At 72.7% G+C, this 17484-nt stretch carries 15 protein-coding genes and 2 tRNA genes; 11 read left to right on the plus strand and 6 right to left on the minus strand.

Annotation, left to right across the window (positions count from 1 at the left end; all coding sequences use genetic code 11):
• Positions 1-163 precede the first annotated feature (163 nt).
• The 3 genes from GA0070613_RS13900 to GA0070613_RS32060 form a co-directional block, all read right to left on the minus strand.
• Positions 164-1510, minus strand: coding sequence for an ABC1 kinase family protein (locus tag GA0070613_RS13900; RefSeq protein WP_089012688.1), 1347 nt, complete (start codon positions 1508-1510; stop codon positions 164-166).
• Positions 1507-2634, minus strand: a complete 1128-nt coding sequence (locus GA0070613_RS13905; protein ID WP_089012689.1) for a TOMM precursor leader peptide-binding protein — start codon at positions 2632-2634, stop codon at positions 1507-1509. Before GA0070613_RS13905 ends, GA0070613_RS13900 begins: the two co-directional genes overlap by 4 nt.
• A gap of 205 nt (positions 2635-2839) precedes the next feature.
• On the minus strand, positions 2840-3007 hold the full coding sequence (locus tag GA0070613_RS32060) for a DUF5679 domain-containing protein (RefSeq protein ID WP_007072829.1): 168 nt from the start codon (positions 3005-3007) through the stop codon (positions 2840-2842).
• Positions 3008-3528: 521 nt separating this feature from the next.
• On the opposite strand from GA0070613_RS32060, the gene GA0070613_RS13910 reads away from it, so the two are divergent.
• Together GA0070613_RS13910 and GA0070613_RS13915 are read left to right on the plus strand one after the other, a co-directional pair.
• Positions 3529-4059: a M48 metallopeptidase family protein gene (locus GA0070613_RS13910; protein WP_089012690.1), complete on the plus strand. Its 531-nt coding sequence runs from the start codon at positions 3529-3531 to the stop codon at positions 4057-4059.
• 141 nt (positions 4060-4200) lie between these two features.
• Positions 4201-4827, plus strand: coding sequence for a hypothetical protein (locus tag GA0070613_RS13915; RefSeq protein WP_089012691.1), 627 nt, complete (start codon positions 4201-4203; stop codon positions 4825-4827).
• 77 nt (positions 4828-4904) lie between these two features.
• Here the strand turns inward: GA0070613_RS13915 and GA0070613_RS13920 are convergent, their stop codons facing one another.
• Positions 4905-6137: a zinc-dependent metalloprotease gene (locus GA0070613_RS13920; RefSeq protein ID WP_089012692.1), complete on the minus strand. Its 1233-nt coding sequence runs from the start codon at positions 6135-6137 to the stop codon at positions 4905-4907.
• A 184-nt stretch (positions 6138-6321) separates the two neighbouring features.
• On the opposite strand from GA0070613_RS13920, the gene GA0070613_RS13925 reads away from it, so the two are divergent.
• From GA0070613_RS13925 to GA0070613_RS13960, 7 genes are all read left to right on the plus strand, one after another.
• A complete protein-coding gene (locus GA0070613_RS13925) occupies positions 6322-7335 on the plus strand; it encodes a YlbL family protein (protein ID WP_172875815.1) in 1014 nt (337 codons plus the stop codon).
• Positions 7336-7459: 124 nt separating this feature from the next.
• Complete coding sequence (locus tag GA0070613_RS13930) at positions 7460-10459, plus strand: UPF0182 family membrane protein (RefSeq protein ID WP_172875816.1); 3000 nt, start codon at positions 7460-7462, stop codon at positions 10457-10459.
• A 403-nt stretch (positions 10460-10862) separates the two neighbouring features.
• A tRNA-Met gene (locus GA0070613_RS13940) sits at positions 10863-10936 on the plus strand.
• 139 nt (positions 10937-11075) lie between these two features.
• A tRNA-Met gene (locus tag GA0070613_RS13945) sits at positions 11076-11149 on the plus strand.
• A gap of 145 nt (positions 11150-11294) precedes the next feature.
• On the plus strand, positions 11295-11900 hold the full coding sequence (locus GA0070613_RS13950; protein WP_089012695.1) for an ArsR/SmtB family transcription factor: 606 nt from the start codon (positions 11295-11297) through the stop codon (positions 11898-11900).
• Complete coding sequence (locus tag GA0070613_RS13955; protein WP_089012696.1) at positions 11897-13222, plus strand: MFS transporter; 1326 nt, start codon at positions 11897-11899, stop codon at positions 13220-13222. The genes GA0070613_RS13950 and GA0070613_RS13955 overlap by 4 nt, the downstream gene beginning before the upstream one ends.
• A 44-nt stretch (positions 13223-13266) precedes the next feature.
• Positions 13267-13515 (plus strand): hypothetical protein, encoded by a 249-nt coding sequence (locus tag GA0070613_RS13960; protein ID WP_089012697.1) that lies wholly within the window; start codon positions 13267-13269, stop codon positions 13513-13515.
• A 98-nt stretch (positions 13516-13613) separates the two neighbouring features.
• Here GA0070613_RS13960 and GA0070613_RS13965 read toward each other — a convergent pair whose 3' ends face one another.
• A complete protein-coding gene (locus GA0070613_RS13965; RefSeq protein ID WP_231929773.1) occupies positions 13614-14936 on the minus strand; it encodes an ABC transporter substrate-binding protein in 1323 nt (440 codons plus the stop codon).
• A 182-nt stretch (positions 14937-15118) separates the two neighbouring features.
• Here GA0070613_RS13965 and GA0070613_RS13970 point away from each other — a divergent pair, with 182 nt between their 5' ends.
• Together GA0070613_RS13970 and GA0070613_RS13975 are read left to right on the plus strand one after the other, a co-directional pair.
• Positions 15119-15952 (plus strand): phosphoribosylaminoimidazolesuccinocarboxamide synthase, encoded by an 834-nt coding sequence (locus tag GA0070613_RS13970; protein ID WP_089012699.1) that lies wholly within the window; start codon positions 15119-15121, stop codon positions 15950-15952.
• A 64-nt stretch (positions 15953-16016) separates the two neighbouring features.
• The gene (locus GA0070613_RS13975; protein ID WP_089012700.1) at positions 16017-16955 is read left to right on the plus strand and encodes a ribose-phosphate diphosphokinase; all 939 of its coding nucleotides are present in this window, start codon (positions 16017-16019) and stop codon (positions 16953-16955) included.
• Between the two features lie 50 nt (positions 16956-17005).
• Here the strand turns inward: GA0070613_RS13975 and GA0070613_RS13980 are convergent, their stop codons facing one another.
• Positions 17006-17473 (minus strand): ATP-binding protein, encoded by a 468-nt coding sequence (locus tag GA0070613_RS13980; RefSeq protein WP_089012701.1) that lies wholly within the window; start codon positions 17471-17473, stop codon positions 17006-17008.
• Positions 17474-17484: the final 11 nt, after the last annotated feature.

Genomic DNA, 17484 nt, shown 5'->3' on the forward strand with positions numbered 1-17484 from the left:
GGCCGGTCGCACCACCACGAGCACTGAGGCAACCCGTTCCGCCCGTACCGTCGCCATGAACAGCCGCAACCAGTCGGCGCGCGACCTGGGCGTTCTCTAGTCCCTACCGATATGCGGGGCGGTGGCCGGAGTTCCGGCCACCGCCCCCGCGGTGTTCCGCCGGTCAGGCCACCGGGGCGAAGCCGGGAAGCCAGCGCTCCAGGATCGCCCGGTACGGCGCCTTCGCCTCCAGCTGGCAGAGCACCCCGATCGAGCCGAGCGTCACCCGGTGGATCATCAGGTACGACGGCGGCAGGTTGAGCTGCCGGCTGAGCTGGAAGGTGGGCGACCGGGGGCTGGCCAGCCGGGTCGCCTCGCCGCGCAGCCAGGCCCGGGTGAATCGGAACTCCTCGGCGGCGATCGGCTCCAGCATCGGACGGAGGAAGTCGAGCACCGCCTCGGCGTCGATCGGCTCGGTGGAGCTGACGAAGCCCTCCTTCCGCAGGCCGGCCACCACCCCTTCCGCGTCGCCGCGGAGCGCCAGCGCGGCGATCCGGCCGATCGGCTCGGGGGTGCCCTCCGGCATCCGGGCCACCGCGCCGAAGTCGATCACGCCGAGCCGGCCGTCCGGCAGCAGCCGGAAGTTGCCCGGGTGCGGGTCGGCGTGCAGCAGCCCGGCCCGCATCGGCGCGGAGAGGTGCAGCACGGCCATCAGCCGCCCCGCCTCGTCGCGTTGCTCCTCGGTGCCCTCCCGGATGATCGTCGAGAGCGGGGTCCCCTCGATCCACTCGGTGATCAGCACCCGCGGCGAGGCGTCCAGCACCTCCGGGATGAAGATCTCCGGGTCGTCCGCGTACGCCGTCGCGAAGGCGCGCTGCGACTCGGCCTCCAGCTCGTAGTCCAGCTCCTCGGTGATCCGCTCGCGCAGCTCGGCCAGGAGCGGCTTGACGTCCAGCCCGGGCTGGATCGCCCGGAACATCCCGCCCAGCCGGGAGAGCTGCTTGAGGTCGGCGAGCAGGGCGTCGCCGGCGCCCGGGTACTGGATCTTCACCGCCACGTCCCGGTGCCGTGGGGCGCCCGACGGGCCGTACCCGGGATCGCGCCAGACCGCGCGGTGCACCTGGCCGATGCTGGCCGCGGCGGCGGGGGTGTCGTCGAACTCGACGAAGCGGTCCCGCCAGTCCGGGCCGAGCTGCTCGGCGAGCACCTTGTGCACGGTCGCCGCGGGCAGCGGCGGGGCGGCCTCCTGGAGCTTGGTGAGCGCCTGCCGGTAGGGGGCGGCGATCTCCTCCGGCAGGGCCGCCTCGAAGACGGACAGCGCCTGGCCGAACTTCATCGCCCCGCCCTTGAGCTGGCCCAGGACGCTGAACAGCTGTTCCGCGGTGCGCTGCTGGATCTCCGCGGAGATGACGTCGGACGCGAGCCCGGTGACACGCTTGCCCATCCCGAGGACGGTCCGGCCGGCGAAGCCGAGCGGCAGAGCGGCGAGCTTGGCGGTCCGGGACACGGCCCGGCGCGGGATGTCGGTCACCCGGTCATTGTTACCGACTCGGGGGGTCCGCTGTTGCTACGAAGCCCGGAGCGGGTGGGCTCGAACCGGATCCGGCGACCTCCGGAGCACTCGCAGGACGGATGCGGCGACCAGAGCCGGCGGCGGAACCGGCCGGCGCCGCCGACCTCGACCGCGCAGCCGAGCGTCTCCGGGGTGCCGCCGTCGAGGTGGGCCAGCGCCTCCGCGGCCGCGTAGGCCACCGCCGCGAGTCCGGTGGTGGCGGCGCAGGCCTGGTCCGCGTCGTCGGCCGCGAGTTGGGCGGCGAGCGCGGGCCAGTCCGGGTCCCGGTCGACCCGGTGCAGGTCGAGGCAGTTCAGGCAGGGTCCGACCGGCGGCCGGACCAGCGGGCCGACCAGCGGCACACCGCCGCGCAGACCGACCAGGAGGTGCGGTTGGCGGCGCTGGGCGTACCGGGCGGCGAGCAGGGCGGCCGGCCGGTCCGTGCCCAGCTGGAGGACCAGGTCGACCCGACGGCGGCGGAGCGGTCCGGTCCCGGTGCCCGGCGCGGCGCGCCCGAGCAGGTCGCGGAGCGCGGCGGCCAGCGGCCGGCCCACCTCCGCGGCGACCAGGCCGGTGCCGACCAGGTCGGCCGGGCGGACCGGGCCGGCCAGGTCCGGATCCAGGTGCCCGACGCCGGCCTGGGCCAGCGCGACGGCGAGCGGGCCCCCGAGCCGACTGGCGCCGGTCATCAACACCCGGGCCGCCCGACGGCGACGCAGCACCTGCGCGGGGGTGCCGGGCAGCCCGGGCGCGGCCAGCGCCAGCGCGCCGGCCTCGGCGGCGAGCCGGGCCCGCACCGGCCCGGCGAGGTCGCGGGGGAGCAGGGTGTGCGCGGGTACGACCAGTCCGGCGGCGTGCAGCGTGTCGAGCAGGACGCGTGCCTCGTCGGACGGTACGTCCGCCGTCGCCGCGCAGTCGAGGACGCCGCGTTCGCTGCGGGTGCCGTCCAGCAGGTCGAGCAGGCGGGCGGCCCGGGGGTTGGCCACCTCCAGCAGGACGGCGCGGCCCGGCTCCACCCCAAGTTGCAGGGTGTGCCGGTCCCGCCAGAGGCGGGTCAGCCCCGGCAGCAGGGTAGGACGGGTCAGCGGGGTCGCACGGCTCATGACACGGATGGTGACCGCGTCCGTGCCCTCCGTCGATCGTTGTCCACAGGTGCGCCGGCCCCGGTCCAGGGCTGTCCACAGGAAAGAGCGGGTTTTCCACAACCGGCCGGTAGCTCTGTCGGCCAGCCGACAGTCCGCTCCGGCCCCGGACGCGACACGGGGGAGGGGTGGCCACCGGCCACCCCTCCCCCGGGACCCGTACGGGTCAGACCTTGGCCTTGCCGAGAATGCGGTTCACTGTTGTCCCGCAGACCGGGCACTTGCCCTTGGCCATGTTCATGCCGGTCTTCGAGACCTCGATGTGCCCCTCGAAGTCCCGCTTCTCCTTGCACTTGACGCAGTAACCGTTGTAGGTCTGGGCCTGGTCGGCCACGGTAGCCTCCTCGTCTCGTCCGCCGGACACGCCGTCCCAGCGGGTTTCCCGGCGGCGGGCCACGGGGCGCCGGCGCTGGGTCTTTCTCCGCGGCCACGCTCATGACCGCTGGTTGGCGGACCCTACCCAGGTATGGGCAGTTCCATGTCAGCTGTGCATCGACACTGTGAGGAAGTCGACGTCGAGAGTGTGCATGCCGATTACGTCGGATAAGTCAGTTTGGCGGGGACACGCCGGGTGAAGGCGCTCAGATCCCCCTTCCGGCGGCCCCCGCGCGGCGCGCCGTCGGGTGATCACCTAACGTGGGTGGGGGTCGGCAGGTGACGCGCCAGCGGCCCGACCCGCCGCCACGAAGGGTAACCGGAGACGGCTCCCCGCCCTCCGCAAAGAAATTTTTCAGGACTCCTGGCGACCAACCACCATTTTCCGGGCGCGTGTCGTCGTGTTGACTCTTGCGGACCCCTGGTCAGTACGCATTAGCTTTCCCTCGTGACAGTCATCCGAGGCTGCGCGGGCCAGTGATGGCCGCGACGCGGAAGCCCGTCGTCGAGGTGCGGCGCAGTCAGCGCCGGCGACGCACGGTGTCCGCGTACCGCGACGGCGAGCGGGTCGTGGTGCTCATCCCCGACCAGTTCTCCCGCGCCGAGGAGAGCGAGTGGGTCGACCGGATGCTGGCCCGGCTCGCCGCCCGGGAGGGCCGGCTGGCCCGCTCCGACGCCGAGCTGCTCGCCCGCGCCGCCCGGCTGGTCGACCTCTACCTGCCCGACCACCGCGCCGAGACCGCGCCGGCCAGCGTCCGCTGGGTCACCAACCAGAACGGTCGCTGGGGTTCCTGCACCCCGGCCGACCGGACCATCCGCATCTCCCACCGGATCCAGGACATGCCGGACTGGGTGATCGACTACGTGCTCCTGCACGAGCTGACGCACCTGATCGTGCCCAACCACAACGCCCGGTTCTGGGCCCTGGTCGGCCGCTACCCGAAGACCGAACGGGCCCGCGGCTACCTGGAGGGCGTCGCGGCAGTCTCCGGCGTCCCGGTCTCCGACTGACCCGCCCGCCCGCGCCAGGTTGATCAACTCCAGCTCGGCGACGTGGGTGTCGGACCATGCCAGGTCGGGACCTGGAGTCGGCCGGCGGTCCCGGCGGGCCGGGGTCGGGCGGGGAGCCCAGGGCGAGGCTAGGGTCGGGGCGTGGCTCGACGTGTGGTGGTGGCGTTGCTCGGTCCGGTGGCCTGGACGCCGCCGGGGATCGACCCGACGCGGTGGCGGACCGCGCTCGCCGAGGACGTGGTGGACCTGCTGGCCACGCTCAACGAGGTGGAGACCGCGGTCGCGGTGACGGCCGGCGACCGGTGGCTGGCCGACGCGGTCGTCTGGCCCGACATGGCCGTGCACGAGGTGGCTGCATCCACGGTCAACGCGGTCTTCGCGGCGCTGGCCGGCCAGCACGGCGGCGGGCGGGCCGGGTACGACCAGGCGGCCGTGGTGGCCGCAGACGCGCCCGACGTGCCCGGGTTGACCCTCGGGAAGCTGCTCCGCCCGCTCACCAGTCGACCGGTCGCGGTCGCCCCGGTCGAGGGGACCGGGCCGGGGCTGCTCGGTGTCGCGGCCCGGTTGCCGGTGCCGGAGTGGCTGCCGCCGGTAGACCTGGACACGGCCGTACCCGCCGACCTACGGGCCGGCGCTCCGCGTCCGGGCGACGTCGCGGTGACCGCCGGCTGGCGACGGCTGCGCGGCCCCGCCGACCTGGGCACGCTCGACCCGGCCTTCGAGGGCTGGGAGGCGACCCGGGCCCTGCTCTCGGGCCACGCCGGCTGAACGCCCGCCGGCCAGCACGAAGGCCGGGCCCGGGTGCCTCCGGGCCTCAGCGCCTCCCGCGTCACGGACGTGCGGCGTCAGGACTTGTCGGTGTCGTCGCCCTCGTCGGAGCGGGGCGGGGTGTCGCCGCCCGGCGCCTTCTCCTCGGGACCACCCGGCGCGCTGAAGTCGAAGGAGGCCAGCTCGTCGTCGAGGTCGAGCCCGGCGGCGGCGAACGCCTCCGGGTCGGCGAAGTCGTCGTCGGAGGGGAGCAGGTCCGGGTGGCCCCAGACCGCGTCCCGGCCGGCGATGCCCCGGTGCTCGGTCAGCGCCGCCCAGAGCACCGACGCCTCGCGCAGCCGACGCGGACGCAGCTCCAGGCCGACCAGGGCGGCGAAGGTCTGCTCGGCCGGCCCGCCGGCGGCCCGGCGGCGGCGGAACGCCTCGCCGAGGCGTACGACGTTGGGCAGCCGCTCGCCGGCGGCCGTGTCGACCACGTGGCAGACCCAGCCCTCGACCAGGGCGAGGACCGTCTCCAGGCGGGCCAGGGAGGCCTTCTGCGCCGGGGTGTCCTCCGGGGTGAAGATGCCCTCCAGGGCGATCGCCTGCATCGACTCCGGGTCGGTCGGGTCGACCCGGCCCATCGCCTCCTCGATCGCCTCCCGGTTGACCCGGATGCCCGCGGCGTAGTTCTCCACGGCGGTGAGCACGTGCCCGCGCAGCCACGGTACGTGCTGGAAGAGCCGCTGGTGCGCCGCCTCGCGCAGGGCGACGTAGAGGCGTACCTCGTCCTCGGGCAGCTCCAGGCCCTCGCCGTACGCCCGGATGTTGGCCGGGATGAGCGCGGCGGTGCCGGCCGGTCCGAGTGGCAGGCCGATGTCGCCGGCCGAGAGCACCTCGGCGGCGAGCGAGCCGAGCGCCTGGCCGAGCTGGCCGCCGAAGAGGGCGCCGCCCAGCGTCGCCACCATCGACTGCATCGGGCCGAGCTGGGCCCGCGCCTCCGGCGGCACCAGGTCGCCCATCGCGCCGACCATCCGGCTGGCCACCGGGTCGCAGAGCTTGCGCCACACGTCGAGGGTCTTGAAGATCCACTCGTTGCGGTTCCAGGCGACGGACGTCCGGATGCCGGTGGGCCACGAGGTCGCCGGCTCCAGCCAGAGGTCGGCGATGCGCAGCGCCTCCTCCACCGCGTTGCGCTCGAACGGCGAGACCGCCGGGTCGCCCGTGGCGGCGAGCTGACTGGCGGCCACCTGCCGGGCGAGGTCCCAGTTGACCGGCCCGCTGCCCGGCGCGGAGAGCAGGTGCTGCAACTGCGACATGAACTGCTGCATCTGCGCGGGATCGTTGGGGTCTGGTGGTTGCCCACCCGGGAGCGCGAATCCGAACGGAATATCAGGCACGACATCTACGGTACGCGTGCCCCGCCCCAGGTCGCCGCCGCTGGCGTTGCGCTGAGGGCGAAGTCCCATGGTCACCGCGCCGGACGCCCCAGGGCGAATCGGTACGCTCTGCCGCATGAGACGTCGCGGCGTGACCGTACTCCTCGGTGCACTGCTCACCGCCCTGCTCAGCGTCGGCGTGCTGAGCGTGCCCATCCCGTACGTCGTGCTCGGCCCCGGCCCGACGGTCAACACGCTCGGCGCCTCGGACGGCAAGGAGGTCATCCAGGTCACCGGGCGGGCGACGTCCACCTCCGCCGGGCAGCTGCGGCTCACCACGGTCGGGGTGCAGCCCACCGTCAAGCTCCGCTCGGCGCTGGCGGGCTGGTTCTCGAAGGACGAGGCGGTGGTGCCCCGCGAGCTGGTCTACCCGCCGGGCGAGTCCCAGGAGGAGGTCGAGAAGCGCAACGCCGAGGACTTCCAGAACTCGCAGACCAGCGCGGAGACCGTGGCCCTGCGGGAGCTGGGCTACCCGGTCCAGGTGTTGGTCAAGGGGGTCACCGCGGGCGGTCCGTCGGCCGACGTGCTGAAGCCGGCTGACGTGCTCACCTCGGTCGACGGCCAGCCGGTGACCAGCGCCAGCAGGCTGACCGAGCTGATCCGGGCCAAGCCGGCCGGCACCGCGCTGAAGGTCGGCTACCTCCGGGCGGGCGCCGCCGCCACGGCCACCGTGACCAGCCGGGAGCAGGACGGCCGGCCGCGGATCGGGATCGAGATCGACCAGCAGCAGCCGCACCCGTTCACCCTGAAGATCGACCTGGGCGACATCGGCGGGCCGAGCGCCGGGCTGATGTTCGCCCTGGGCATCGTCGACAAGCTGGAACCGGCCGATCTGACCGGCGGGCAGGTCATCGCCGGCACCGGCACCATCGACGACGAGGGCCGGGTGGGCCCGATCGGCGGCATCGCCCAGAAGCTGGTCGGCGCGAAGGACGCCGGCGCCAAGGTCTTCCTGGTGCCGGCCGAGAACTGCGCCGAAGCCGTCCGCAACCCGCAGCCCGACCTGCCGCTGCTCAAGGTGGCCACGCTGGACGACGCGTTGACCGCGTTGGAGAAGCTGCGCGCCGGGGGACAGCCGACCCGCTGCTGAGCCGCGGCTCACCGGACGCCCGACGATCGTGACGTGACCTTGACCCGACGTGTTCAGGAACACCCCGTACTCTGGGTGCCTGGTCGGAGCCGATCACATCGAGCGTGCGGAGCCAACAGTGGTCATGCGTAGCAGTCCCCTGCCGAGGATGAGCCGGCGCGGACGCGTCACCATCGGGGTCCTGATCGGGGTGTTCGTGTTCTTCACCCTGCTCGGGTGGGGGGTCAACGCCTGGACCGACTGGCTCTGGTTCGACGAGGTCCACTACACCCAGGTCTTCACCGGGGTGCTCGCCACCCGGCTGCTGCTCTTCCTGCTGGTCGGGCTCGGCATGGCGGCCGTCATCGCGGTCAACCTCTGGCTGGCCCACCGGCTGCGGCCGACGATGCGCCCGCACTCCGTCGAGCAGGCCACTCTGGAGCGGTACCGGATGCTGCTGAGCCCCCGGCTCGGCACCTGGATCGCCCTGGTCGCCGCGGTCATCGGCCTCTTCGCCGGGCTGTCCGCGCAGAGCCGGTGGAGCCAGTGGCTGCTGTTCCGCAACGGCGGGAACTTCGGCGTGAAGGACCCGGAGTTCGGGGTGGACGTCGGGTTCTACGTCTTCCAACTGCCCTTCTGGCGGTACCTGCTGGGCGTCGGCTTCACCGCGGTGGTGCTGGCCCTGCTCGGCGCGCTGGCCGTGCACTACATCTTCGGCGGGGTCCGGTTGCAGGGCGTCGGGGACCGGATGACCAATGGCGCCCGGGCCCACCTGAGCACCCTGGTCGCCGTCTTCGTCCTGCTCAAGGCCGTCGCGTACGTGCTGGACCGGCGGGCGATGCTGCTGGAGTACAACGAGGGCGCCAAGCTCTACGGGGCCGGCTACGCCGACGTGAACGCGCTGCTGCCGGCGAAGGAGATCCTCGCCTACATCTCCATCGTGGTGGCCATCGCGATCATCGCGTTCTCCAACGTGGTGATGCGGAACCTGGTCTGGCCGGGCATCGCGCTGGCCCTGCTCGGCGTCTCCGCCGTGGCGATCGGCGGCATCTACCCGTGGGCCGTGCAGACGTTCGAGGTGAAGCCGAGCGCCCGGGACAAGGAGGCGCCGTACATCTCGCGGAGCATCGAGGCGACCCGGGCGGCGTACGGGCTGGGCGCGACGAAGAGCACCGGGTACGCGGCGAGCAACCTCACCCCGCCGGCCAGCCTGGCCACCGACACCTCGGTGGTGTCGAACGTCCGGCTGCTCGACCCGCAGCTGGTCTCCGAGACGTACACCCAGCTCCAGCAGGTCCGGGGCTTCTACGACTTCGGGCCGAAGCTGGACATCGACCGGTACACGGTGTCCGGCAAGACCTCCGACTACGTGGTCGGCGTCCGCGAGATCAACTACGGCGAGCTGACCACGCAGCAGAACAACTGGATCAACCGGCACACCGTCTACACCCACGGCTACGGGCTGGTCGCGGCGCCGGCCAACCAGATCTGCGGCAACGGTACGCCGTTCTTCGTCTCCGGCTTCCTCGGCGATTCGGCGAAGGAGGTGCAGGGCTGCGCCGCGCAGACCGAGCAGATCCCGGCGCAGCAGCCCCGGATCTACTACGGCGAGCGAATGGAGGCCGACGACTACGCGATCGTCGGGCAGACCGGGGACCGCAACGTCGAGTTCGACCGGCCGACGTCGAGCGGCGGGGAGCAGTACTACAACTACACGGGCGACGGCGGCGTCAAGATCGGTTCATTCACCCGTCGGCTGCTCTACGCAATCAAGGAGCAGGAGTCGAACTTCCTGCTCTCCGAGGCGGTCAACGACAACTCGAAGCTGCTCTACGTGCGCAACCCGCGCGACCGGGTGGAGAAGGTCGCCCCGTTCCTCACCCTGGACGGTGACCCGTACCCGGCGGTGGTGAACGGCCGGATCCAGTGGATCGTCGACGGCTACACCACGGCGGCGACCTACCCGTACGCCGAGCGGGTCAATCTCCAGGCGGAGACGACCGACGAGCTGACCGGGCGGGGCACCTTCCAGCTCGCCCGGGAGAACGTCAACTACATCCGCAACTCGGTCAAGGCGACGGTCGACGCGTACGACGGCACCGTCCGGCTCTACCAGTTCGACGACACCGACCCGGTGCTCAAGGCGTGGAACAAGGCGTTCGGCGGCGACCTGATGCTGCCGAAGTCGGCCATCCCGGCGGAGCTGGCCGAGCACTTCCGCTACCCGGCCGACATGTTCAAGGTGCAGCGCAACCTGCTCACCAAGTTCCACGTCACCGACCCGGGCGACTTCTACTCCGGGCAGGACTTCTGGCAGGTGCCGAACGTGCCGGACGCCCCGGACAGCGGGCAGAAGCAGCCGCCGTACTACCTGTTCACCCAGTTCCCTAGGCAGGAGGGGCCGCGGTTCCAGCTCACCTCGGCGGTCACCCCGAACCGCCGGGAGAACCTCGCCGCGCTGATCTCCGGGTCGTACGTGGACGGGCAGCCGAAGCTGGAGGTGCTGGAGCTGCCCGACCAGACCCGGATCTCCGGGCCGGTCCAGGTGCACCAGCAGATGACCAACAACGGTGACATCCGGCAGCAGCTCAACCTGCTCTCCTCAGGGCAGTCCCAGGTGCAGTACGGCAACCTGCTGTCGCTGCCGTTCGCCGACGGGATGCTCTACGTCGAGCCGGTCTACGTGAAGAGCAACACCCAGAATGCGTTCCCGCAGTTGCAGCGGGTGCTGCTGTCGTACGGCGACGGCGGCTCGTACGTGGTGCTGGCGACCAACCTCAGCGACGGCATCAAGCAGCTCGTCGAGCAGGGGAAGCGGGCGGGCCAGGGCGCCCCGCCGCCAGCCGGTGGGACCCCGCCAAGCACCGGGACCCCGCCGAGCCCCGGCGGCACGCCACCCGCGCTCACCGGCGCGCTGGCCGACGCCGCCGCCAAGGTGCAGAGCGCCATCGCCGAGGTCAAGGCCGCGCAGGCGTCCGGCGACTTCGAGCGGTACGGGCGGGCGCTGAAGACGCTGGACGAGGCGATGACGACGTTCCAGGAGGCGCAGGCGGCCGCCAACCCGTCGACCGCCCCGACGCCGAGCGGTAGCCCGTCCGCGTCCCCGCCGGCGTCCGCGTCCCCGTCCCCCTCGCCGAACGGCTGACGCCCGGCTCGACCACGGAGCCCGTGGCCCGCGGACCCCTACCGGTCCCGGCCACGGGCTCTGTCGCATTCCGGACGCCGCGCCCGCAACCCGGCGCCCCCTTCCCCCGTCAACTGTTCAGGTGGGACGGCGGAGAGGGGTGATCGCCAGATGCGGGACGCGCGGAGTTTCGACGACTTCTACCGGAGCACGTCGGTCCGGACCCTGCGGTACGGCCGGGCGGTGGTGGGCGATCCGGCGAGGCCCAGGACGTCGTCCACGAGGCGTACGCCCGGGCCTCAGCACCCGGTCCCAGGTCGACGCGGACAGCCGCCGCGCGGTGGAAGCGGTCCGGAGGTGGTGGCACTGATGAGCAGTCCCGTTTTGCGGCCCGGGGGTCGGTAGGCTACGGTTGTCTTACCGACGCGGGGTGGAGCAGCTCGGTAGCTCGCTGGGCTCATAACCCAGAGGTCGCAGGTTCAAATCCTGTCCCCGCTACTACGCCGGAACGGCCCCGAGGACCTGATCCTCGGGGCCGTTCCGCTTTTCCGGTTCCGGCGGTTCCTCCGGCCGTCCGGGCCGGATCAGGGACCCGGCTGATCTCCGTGCCGGGGATGCGATAGGCTGTTCCTACCGACGCGGGGTGGAGCAGCTCGGTAGCTCGCTGGGCTCATAACCCAGAGGTCGCAGGTTCAAATCCTGTCCCCGCTACTCGTCACAAAGGGCCCTGGAGTTCTCTCCGGGGCCCTTTGTCGTGTCCTGGTCGTGGCCCACCCGTCCGGGTCCCTTCGCCGCCTCCCGAAGCTTCGACCGCTCACCGGTTGCCCGACAAATTCTGAGAGAATACTCTCGAGACATGTCTCTCAGAACTCCCGAGCCCGGGACCGCGGAGAACCCGTACGGCGACCTCGAGCTCACCGACCCGACGGCGATGCGCGCGCTGTCGCACCCGGTCCGGCTGGCCATCCTGTCGAGGCTCCAGCGGTACGGCGCCGCGACGGCGACCGACCTGTCCGAGCACGTCGGCGCTTCTCCCTCGGTCACCAGCTGGCACCTGCGCCACCTGGCGCGGTTCGGCCTGGTCCGCGACAGCGCCACCGGTGGGGACGCCCGCAAGCGGTACTGGGAGGCGAGCGCCCACGGCTTTCGGTTCCGGTTCCCGGACGACGAGGAGGGGCGCGCCGCGAGCCGGGTGCTCAGCCGGACCATCTTCGAGCAGTACGACGAGCTGCCACGGCGCTGGATGGCAGAGGACGAGCCCCGGCTCGAACCGGAGTGGCGACGGGAGGCGGGCCTGTCGAACACCACCGTGCGGCTGACCGCGACCGAGCTGGCCGCCGTCAACGCCGCCATCGAGCAGGTGCTCGCGCCGTACGTCACCCGGGACGCGGCCGACCAGCCGCCGGACTCGCGCCACGTGCGGTTCATGCGCTACGTCCTGCCCGAGGCGGGGGCGCGGTGAGCGGCCGGGCGGAACGGCCGGTCCCGCTGTTCCGCCAGCCCCAGTTCCGGTCGTTCTTCGCTGCGCACATCGTCTCCCAGTTCGGTGACCGGGTCTCCGAGCTGGCGTTCCCGCTCCTCGCGGTGCTGGTGCTCGACGCCACCCCCGCCCAGGTGTCGGTGCTGACCGCGCTGGTGTGGTTGCCGAACCTCACCGGGCTCTTCCTCGGCGCCTGGGTGGACCGGCGGGCGCACAAGAAGTGGCTGCTGGTGACGGCCGACCTGATCCGGGCGGCATTGCTGGTGACGGTGCCGGTCGCGTTCGCGTTCGACGCCGGCACCCTGGCCCAGCTGTACGCCGTCGCGCTGTTGACCGGCGCCGCGTCGGTGCTGTTCAACACGACGTACCCCGCCTTCTTCGTGCTGCTGGTGGACCGGTCCCGCTACCTCGACGCCAACAGCGCGCTGAGCGCCAGCAGGTCCGTCTCCTTCATCGCCGGGCCTGCCCTCGGCGGCGTGTTGGTGCAGGTGTTGACGGCGCCGGTCGCGATCCTGGTCGACGCGGTCTCGTTCGTGGCCTCCGCCCTGGGCATCGGTCGGATCCGCCTGGCCGACGCGGCGCGGACCGGTCGGCCGGACGACGACGCGCCCGGGACGCTGTGGCACCGGGCCCGGGACGGGCTGAGGTTCACGCTCCGGGACCCCGTGCTCCGCGCCGGCCTCGGCTGCGCGACGACCGTCAACTACTTCAGCTTCGTGTTCAGCGCCCTGCTCGTGCTCTTCGCCAGCCGCACGCTCGGCCTGCCCTCGGGGCTGCTCGGCCTCGCCCTCGGCGCCGGTGCGGTCGGCGGCCTGTTGGGTGCGGTCGTCGCGCCGCGACTGTCCGCGCGAATCGGGGTCGGGCGCAGCATCGTCGCAGGTGCGGTTGTGTTTCCGGCCTCGATCTCCTTCGTCGCCGTCGCGGACGGCCCGCTGTGGGCGCGGGTCGGGCTGCTGGGCGCGGCCGAGTTCTTCTCCGGGTTCGGCGTGATGCTGTTCGACGTCAACCTCAACGCACTCAACGCCGCCGTGATACCCGACGGCCTGCGCAGTCGGGTGGCCGGCGCGTACTCCACGATCAACTACGGCGTGCGGCCGCTGGGGGCGCTGACCGGCGGCGCGCTCGGCACCTGGCTCGGGCTGCGCCCCACGCTCTGGATCGCGGCGGTCGGTGGCGTCCTGTGCGTGGTGTGGCTGCTGCCGTCGCCGATCCCGAAGGTGCGTTCCCTGGACCACCTCGGTGACCCCGACCACCCCCGGCCCGATCTGACCGAGGTCGGGGCCGCGCGGGGCGGTGACGAGTGAGCGTCCGCCAGGTCCCGGTTGCGTCTCTGGGCGAGGATGAGGGCATGTCTGCTTGGAGCAAGTGGTGGGGCCGGCTCGGCGCGGTCCTCGGTGCGGTCGTGCTCTCGGTGTTCGTACCGGTCGCGGCCTGGGCGTCCACGGGTACCGGCGAGCTGGTGGTGGAGGCCGCCCGGCGGCGGTCGCGGGGCGGCGGAGGCTTCCTCGGCCTGCTCTGCTGCCTGGTGGTGGTCGTCGTGATCGTGCTGCTGGTGCTGCGGCTGATGCGCAGGCGGCGGGGTGGCCCCCCGCGCTGATCCGACCGGAGCCCGGGCCCGGCGGCCCATCCCCGCCGGGCCCGCGCTCCGCGGTCCGCGCACGATGGGGCGTCGCCGGACGGGCCGGGCGCGCCCTGTCACTCGGCCAGGGCGGCGTTCGCCCCGGCGATGAACCGGGAGGTGGCCGCGCGGGCGCCGGAGCGTCCGGAGCGGATGCTCTCGGCGGCGGCGATGAGCAGGGTACGCACCTTCGCGTGCCCCTTCGGCGGTGGCGCGGGGGCGGGCCCGAGCAGGTCGTCCAGGGCGGCGCCGAACGCGACCAGCCGCTTCTGGGCCCGGTCGGTGATGCCGTCGGCGACGAACCGGCGCACCGGCACGCTGGCGTTCAGGCCGCGTTCGACGCCGAGGATCCGGCCGGCCGCCACGTTGGTGGTGAGGAAGTTGATCACGTCGACGACCACCCCCGGGTGCCGGGTGCCGCGGAACGCCGCCCAGTACATGGACGCCCGCGCCCACTGCGCGGCCGGGGTGCCGGGCAGGCTCACGATTCCCAGCTCGTCGTCGGTGTCGTGCTGGAGTTCCGCCAACTGGTGCGACCAGGCGAAGGACGCCGCGGTGTGCCCGGTGACCACGAGCTGGTGGGCCAGGTCGCCCGTGTCGGCCTGCTCCACCAGGACCGCGCTCGGGGTGGCCCGCCGGCTCCGCGCCACCTCCCACAGCTCGAACCAGTCGAGCAGTTCGGCGCTGCCGAACCCGAGCTGCCGCCCCTGGTACAGCTCGTCGCCCTGGCCCCGGAGCCAGAGCCACAGCGCCCGGTAGTCACCCGAGGGATCCATCGTCCCGGCCACCCGGCCGCCGGAGGCGCGGGTGACCCGGCCGGCCCATTCCACGTAGTCGCGCCAGGGCATGCCGGTGCGCGGCTCCGGCATCCGGAGCCGGCGCAGCAGGTCCCGGTTGTAGACCAGCGCGGCGCCGGTCTGGGCGGCGGCGACGGCCACCGTACGCTCGTCGACCTGGCCGTAACGGGCCAGGCCCGCAGGCAGGCCGCCCAGGTCGAGCCGCTCGTCCGCGACGTACCCGCTGAGGTCGAGCACGATCTCGCGCTGCGCGTACTCGGTGAGGACGGTGTCGTCGATCTGGAACAGGTCCGGCGCGTTCCCGCCGATGGCCTGGGTGGCCAGCCGGTCGTAGTAGCCGGTGAGCCCCTGCCAGGTGACCCGGAACCGGACCCGCGGGTTCTGCTCGGAGTACAGGCGCAGCGCCTTCTCGGTGGCCTCGGCCCGCCGGGTCCCGCCCCACCAGAAGACCGACAGCTCGATCGGCTCGTCGTCGACCGGGGTCTGCTCCTCGGCCTCGCAGGCCACCAGGCCGCCGGCCATCAGCGGCAGGCCGCCGAGCGCGCCGAGGAACCGCCGCCGGTCGACGCCGGGGCGGGGCGGGGCGGAGTTCAGGACGCGCACGGGGACTCCTGGAGCGCTGGCGAGCTGCTGCGGACGGACCATTTACACAGGCCGCAGACGAGGGTGTCAACGCCGGGGCGGATTCCGCCGGTACGCCCGGCTCGCCGTCGGTCCGGCGGCGGCCGGTGGGACGCCCGGTGGTCGCACCGGGCGTCCGACCACCACATGGTGTACTAGGCGCCGTGGAACTTCTGCACTCCGGCAAGGTCCGGGACGTCTACGCCGACGGCGACGACCTGATCCTGGTCGCCTCGGACCGGATCTCGATCTACGACGTGGCGCTGCCCACCCCTATCCCGGACAAGGGTCGCCTGCTCACCGCGCTCTCGCTCTGGTGGTTCGAGCAGCTCGCCGACCTGGTGCCGAACCACGTCATCTCCGCCACCGACGTGCCGGCGGAGTTCGCCGGCCGGGCGATCCGCTGCCGCCGGCTCGACATGGTCCCGGTCGAGTGCGTGGCCCGCGGCTACCTGACCGGCGGCGGTTTCGCCGAGTACCGGCGCACCGGCGCGGTCTCCGGCGTCGAGCTGCCCCGGGGTCTGGTCGAGGCGTCGATCCTGCCCCAGCCGATCTTCACCCCGTCGACCAAGGCCCCCAAGGGGGAGCACGACGAGCCGATCACCTACGCGCAGGTCGTCGACAAGGTCGGCGCGGAGGTCGCCGAGCGGCTGCGGCAGATCACCATCGACGTCTACCGGCGCGGCGCGGAGATCGCCGCCGACCGGGGCATCCTGGTCGCCGACACCAAGATCGAACTGGGCTGGGCGCCGGACGGCACCCTGGTCCTCGCCGACGAGGTGCTGACCTCCGACTCGTCCCGGTTCTGGCCGGCCGAGTCGTACCAGCCGGGCCGCGCCCAGTTCTCCTACGACAAGCAGTACGTCCGGGACTGGGCCACCGGCAGCGGCTGGGACAAGCAGCCGCCCGCGCCGGAGGTGCCGGCCGAGGTGGTCGAGGCCACCCGGGCCCGCTACGTCGAGGTCTACGAGAAGCTGACCGGCACGACCTGGGAGTAGTCAGGCACCGGGCCCGGCGGGAGGGCGTGCCGTCGCCCGCCGGGGGTCCGTACGATCAACAGGCGTGCGTGACATTGCCGTGTTCAGCGGAACCGCCCATCCCGACCTCGCCGCCGAGATCTGCGCCCACCTGGGCGTTCCACTGCATCCGGTACGGGTGTCCCGGTTCGCCAACGACTGCCTCGAGGTGCAGTTGCAGGCGAACTGCCGGGAACGCGACGTCTTCCTGATCCAGCCGCTGGTGCCGCCGGTGCAGGAGCATCTGGTCGAGCTGCTGCTCATGATCGACGCGGCCCGGGGCGCGTCCGCCGGCCGGATCACCGTGGTGCTGCCGCACTACGCGTACGCCCGGTCGGACAAGAAGGACGCGCCGCGCATCTCCATCGGCGGACGGCTGGTGGCCGACCTGCTCACCTCGGCCGGCGCCGACCGGGTGCTGGCAATGACCCTGCACTCGCCGCAGGTGCACGGCTTCTTCAGCGTCCCGGTCGACCACCTGCACGCGCTGCGCGAGCTGGCCGACCACTTCAAGCGGTACGACCTGAGCAACGCCGTGGTGGTCTCGCCGGACCTGGGCAACGCCAAGCAGGCGGCGGCGTTCGCGCGGCGGCTCGGCACCCCGGTCGCGGCCGGCGCGAAGCAGCGGTACAGCGACGACCGCGTCGAGATCAGCACGGTGATCGGCGACGTGGCGGAGCGGGACGTGATCGTGCTGGACGACGAGATCGCCAAGGGCAGCACGATGATCGAGCTGATGGCGCACCTGCGCGAACGGAAGGTCCGCTCGATCCGGCTGGCCTGCACCCACGGCCTCTTCTCCGGCGGGGCGCTGGAGCGGCTGATCGCTCAGGACGGGGTGCTGGAGATCGTCTGCACCAACACGGTGCCGATCCCGGCGGAGAAGCGGGTGCCGAAGCTGGAGGTGCTCTCGGTGGCCCCGGCGCTGGCCGAGGCGATGCGGCGCATCCACAACGGCGAATCGGTGAGCGCCCTCTTCGGCTGACCTGGCGGCCGCGCGTCGCCCAGCCTGCCCGGGCGGGGCCGGGGTCGCCGCTACTCGACGTGGTGTCGGCCGACCCGCTCCGTCGCGGCCAGGGCGGCGCTGATCCGGACCGTCGTGCCGGCCTCGCCGGTCACGACCTCCATCGTGTCGCTGAGCTCCCGCGCGAGCCAGAGGCCCCACCCGCCGGCGGTGTCCGCGGCCGGGCGGCTGCGGTCGTCGAGCCGCCCGGAGCTGATCCCGCTGCCGTCGTCGGCGACCTCGCAGACCAGCTCGCCAGCCTGCCGCCACAGCCGCAGCGAGCCCTGGCCGCCGCCGTGCCGCACCGCGTTGGTGATCAGCTCGTTGACCGCCAGCACGAAGTCGTCCAGCCGCTCATCGCTGAGCCCGGCGGCGTGCGCGCAGGAGGTGACCGAGTGTCGCAGCTCGGTCACCTGTGCCTGATCGAAGGCTTCGCTGATGAGGAGGGAACGTTCGATGGGCACAACCGTACGCGGTGCGCGGGGTGATGCGTTCGTCATGGCCCCGTCCC

This window comes from Micromonospora inositola (assembly GCF_900090285.1).
Taxonomy (GTDB): Bacteria; Actinomycetota; Actinomycetes; order Mycobacteriales; family Micromonosporaceae; genus Micromonospora; species Micromonospora inositola.

Coding starts and splice junctions, on each gene's coding strand:
- GA0070613_RS13905 (WP_089012689.1), bottom strand. CDS start 2,634: ATGAGCCGTGCGACCCCGCTGACCCGTCCTACCCTGCTGCCGGGGCTG.
- GA0070613_RS13950 (WP_089012695.1), top strand. CDS start 11,295: ATGTCTCTCAGAACTCCCGAGCCCGGGACCGCGGAGAACCCGTACGGC.
- GA0070613_RS13920 (WP_089012692.1), bottom strand. CDS start 6,137: ATGCAGCAGTTCATGTCGCAGTTGCAGCACCTGCTCTCCGCGCCGGGC.
- GA0070613_RS13930 (WP_172875816.1), top strand. CDS start 7,460: ATGCGTAGCAGTCCCCTGCCGAGGATGAGCCGGCGCGGACGCGTCACC.
- GA0070613_RS13960 (WP_089012697.1), top strand. CDS start 13,267: ATGTCTGCTTGGAGCAAGTGGTGGGGCCGGCTCGGCGCGGTCCTCGGT.
- GA0070613_RS13980 (WP_089012701.1), bottom strand. CDS start 17,473: ATGACGAACGCATCACCCCGCGCACCGCGTACGGTTGTGCCCATCGAA.
- GA0070613_RS13925 (WP_172875815.1), top strand. CDS start 6,322: ATGAGACGTCGCGGCGTGACCGTACTCCTCGGTGCACTGCTCACCGCC.
- GA0070613_RS13910 (WP_089012690.1), top strand. CDS start 3,529: ATGGCCGCGACGCGGAAGCCCGTCGTCGAGGTGCGGCGCAGTCAGCGC.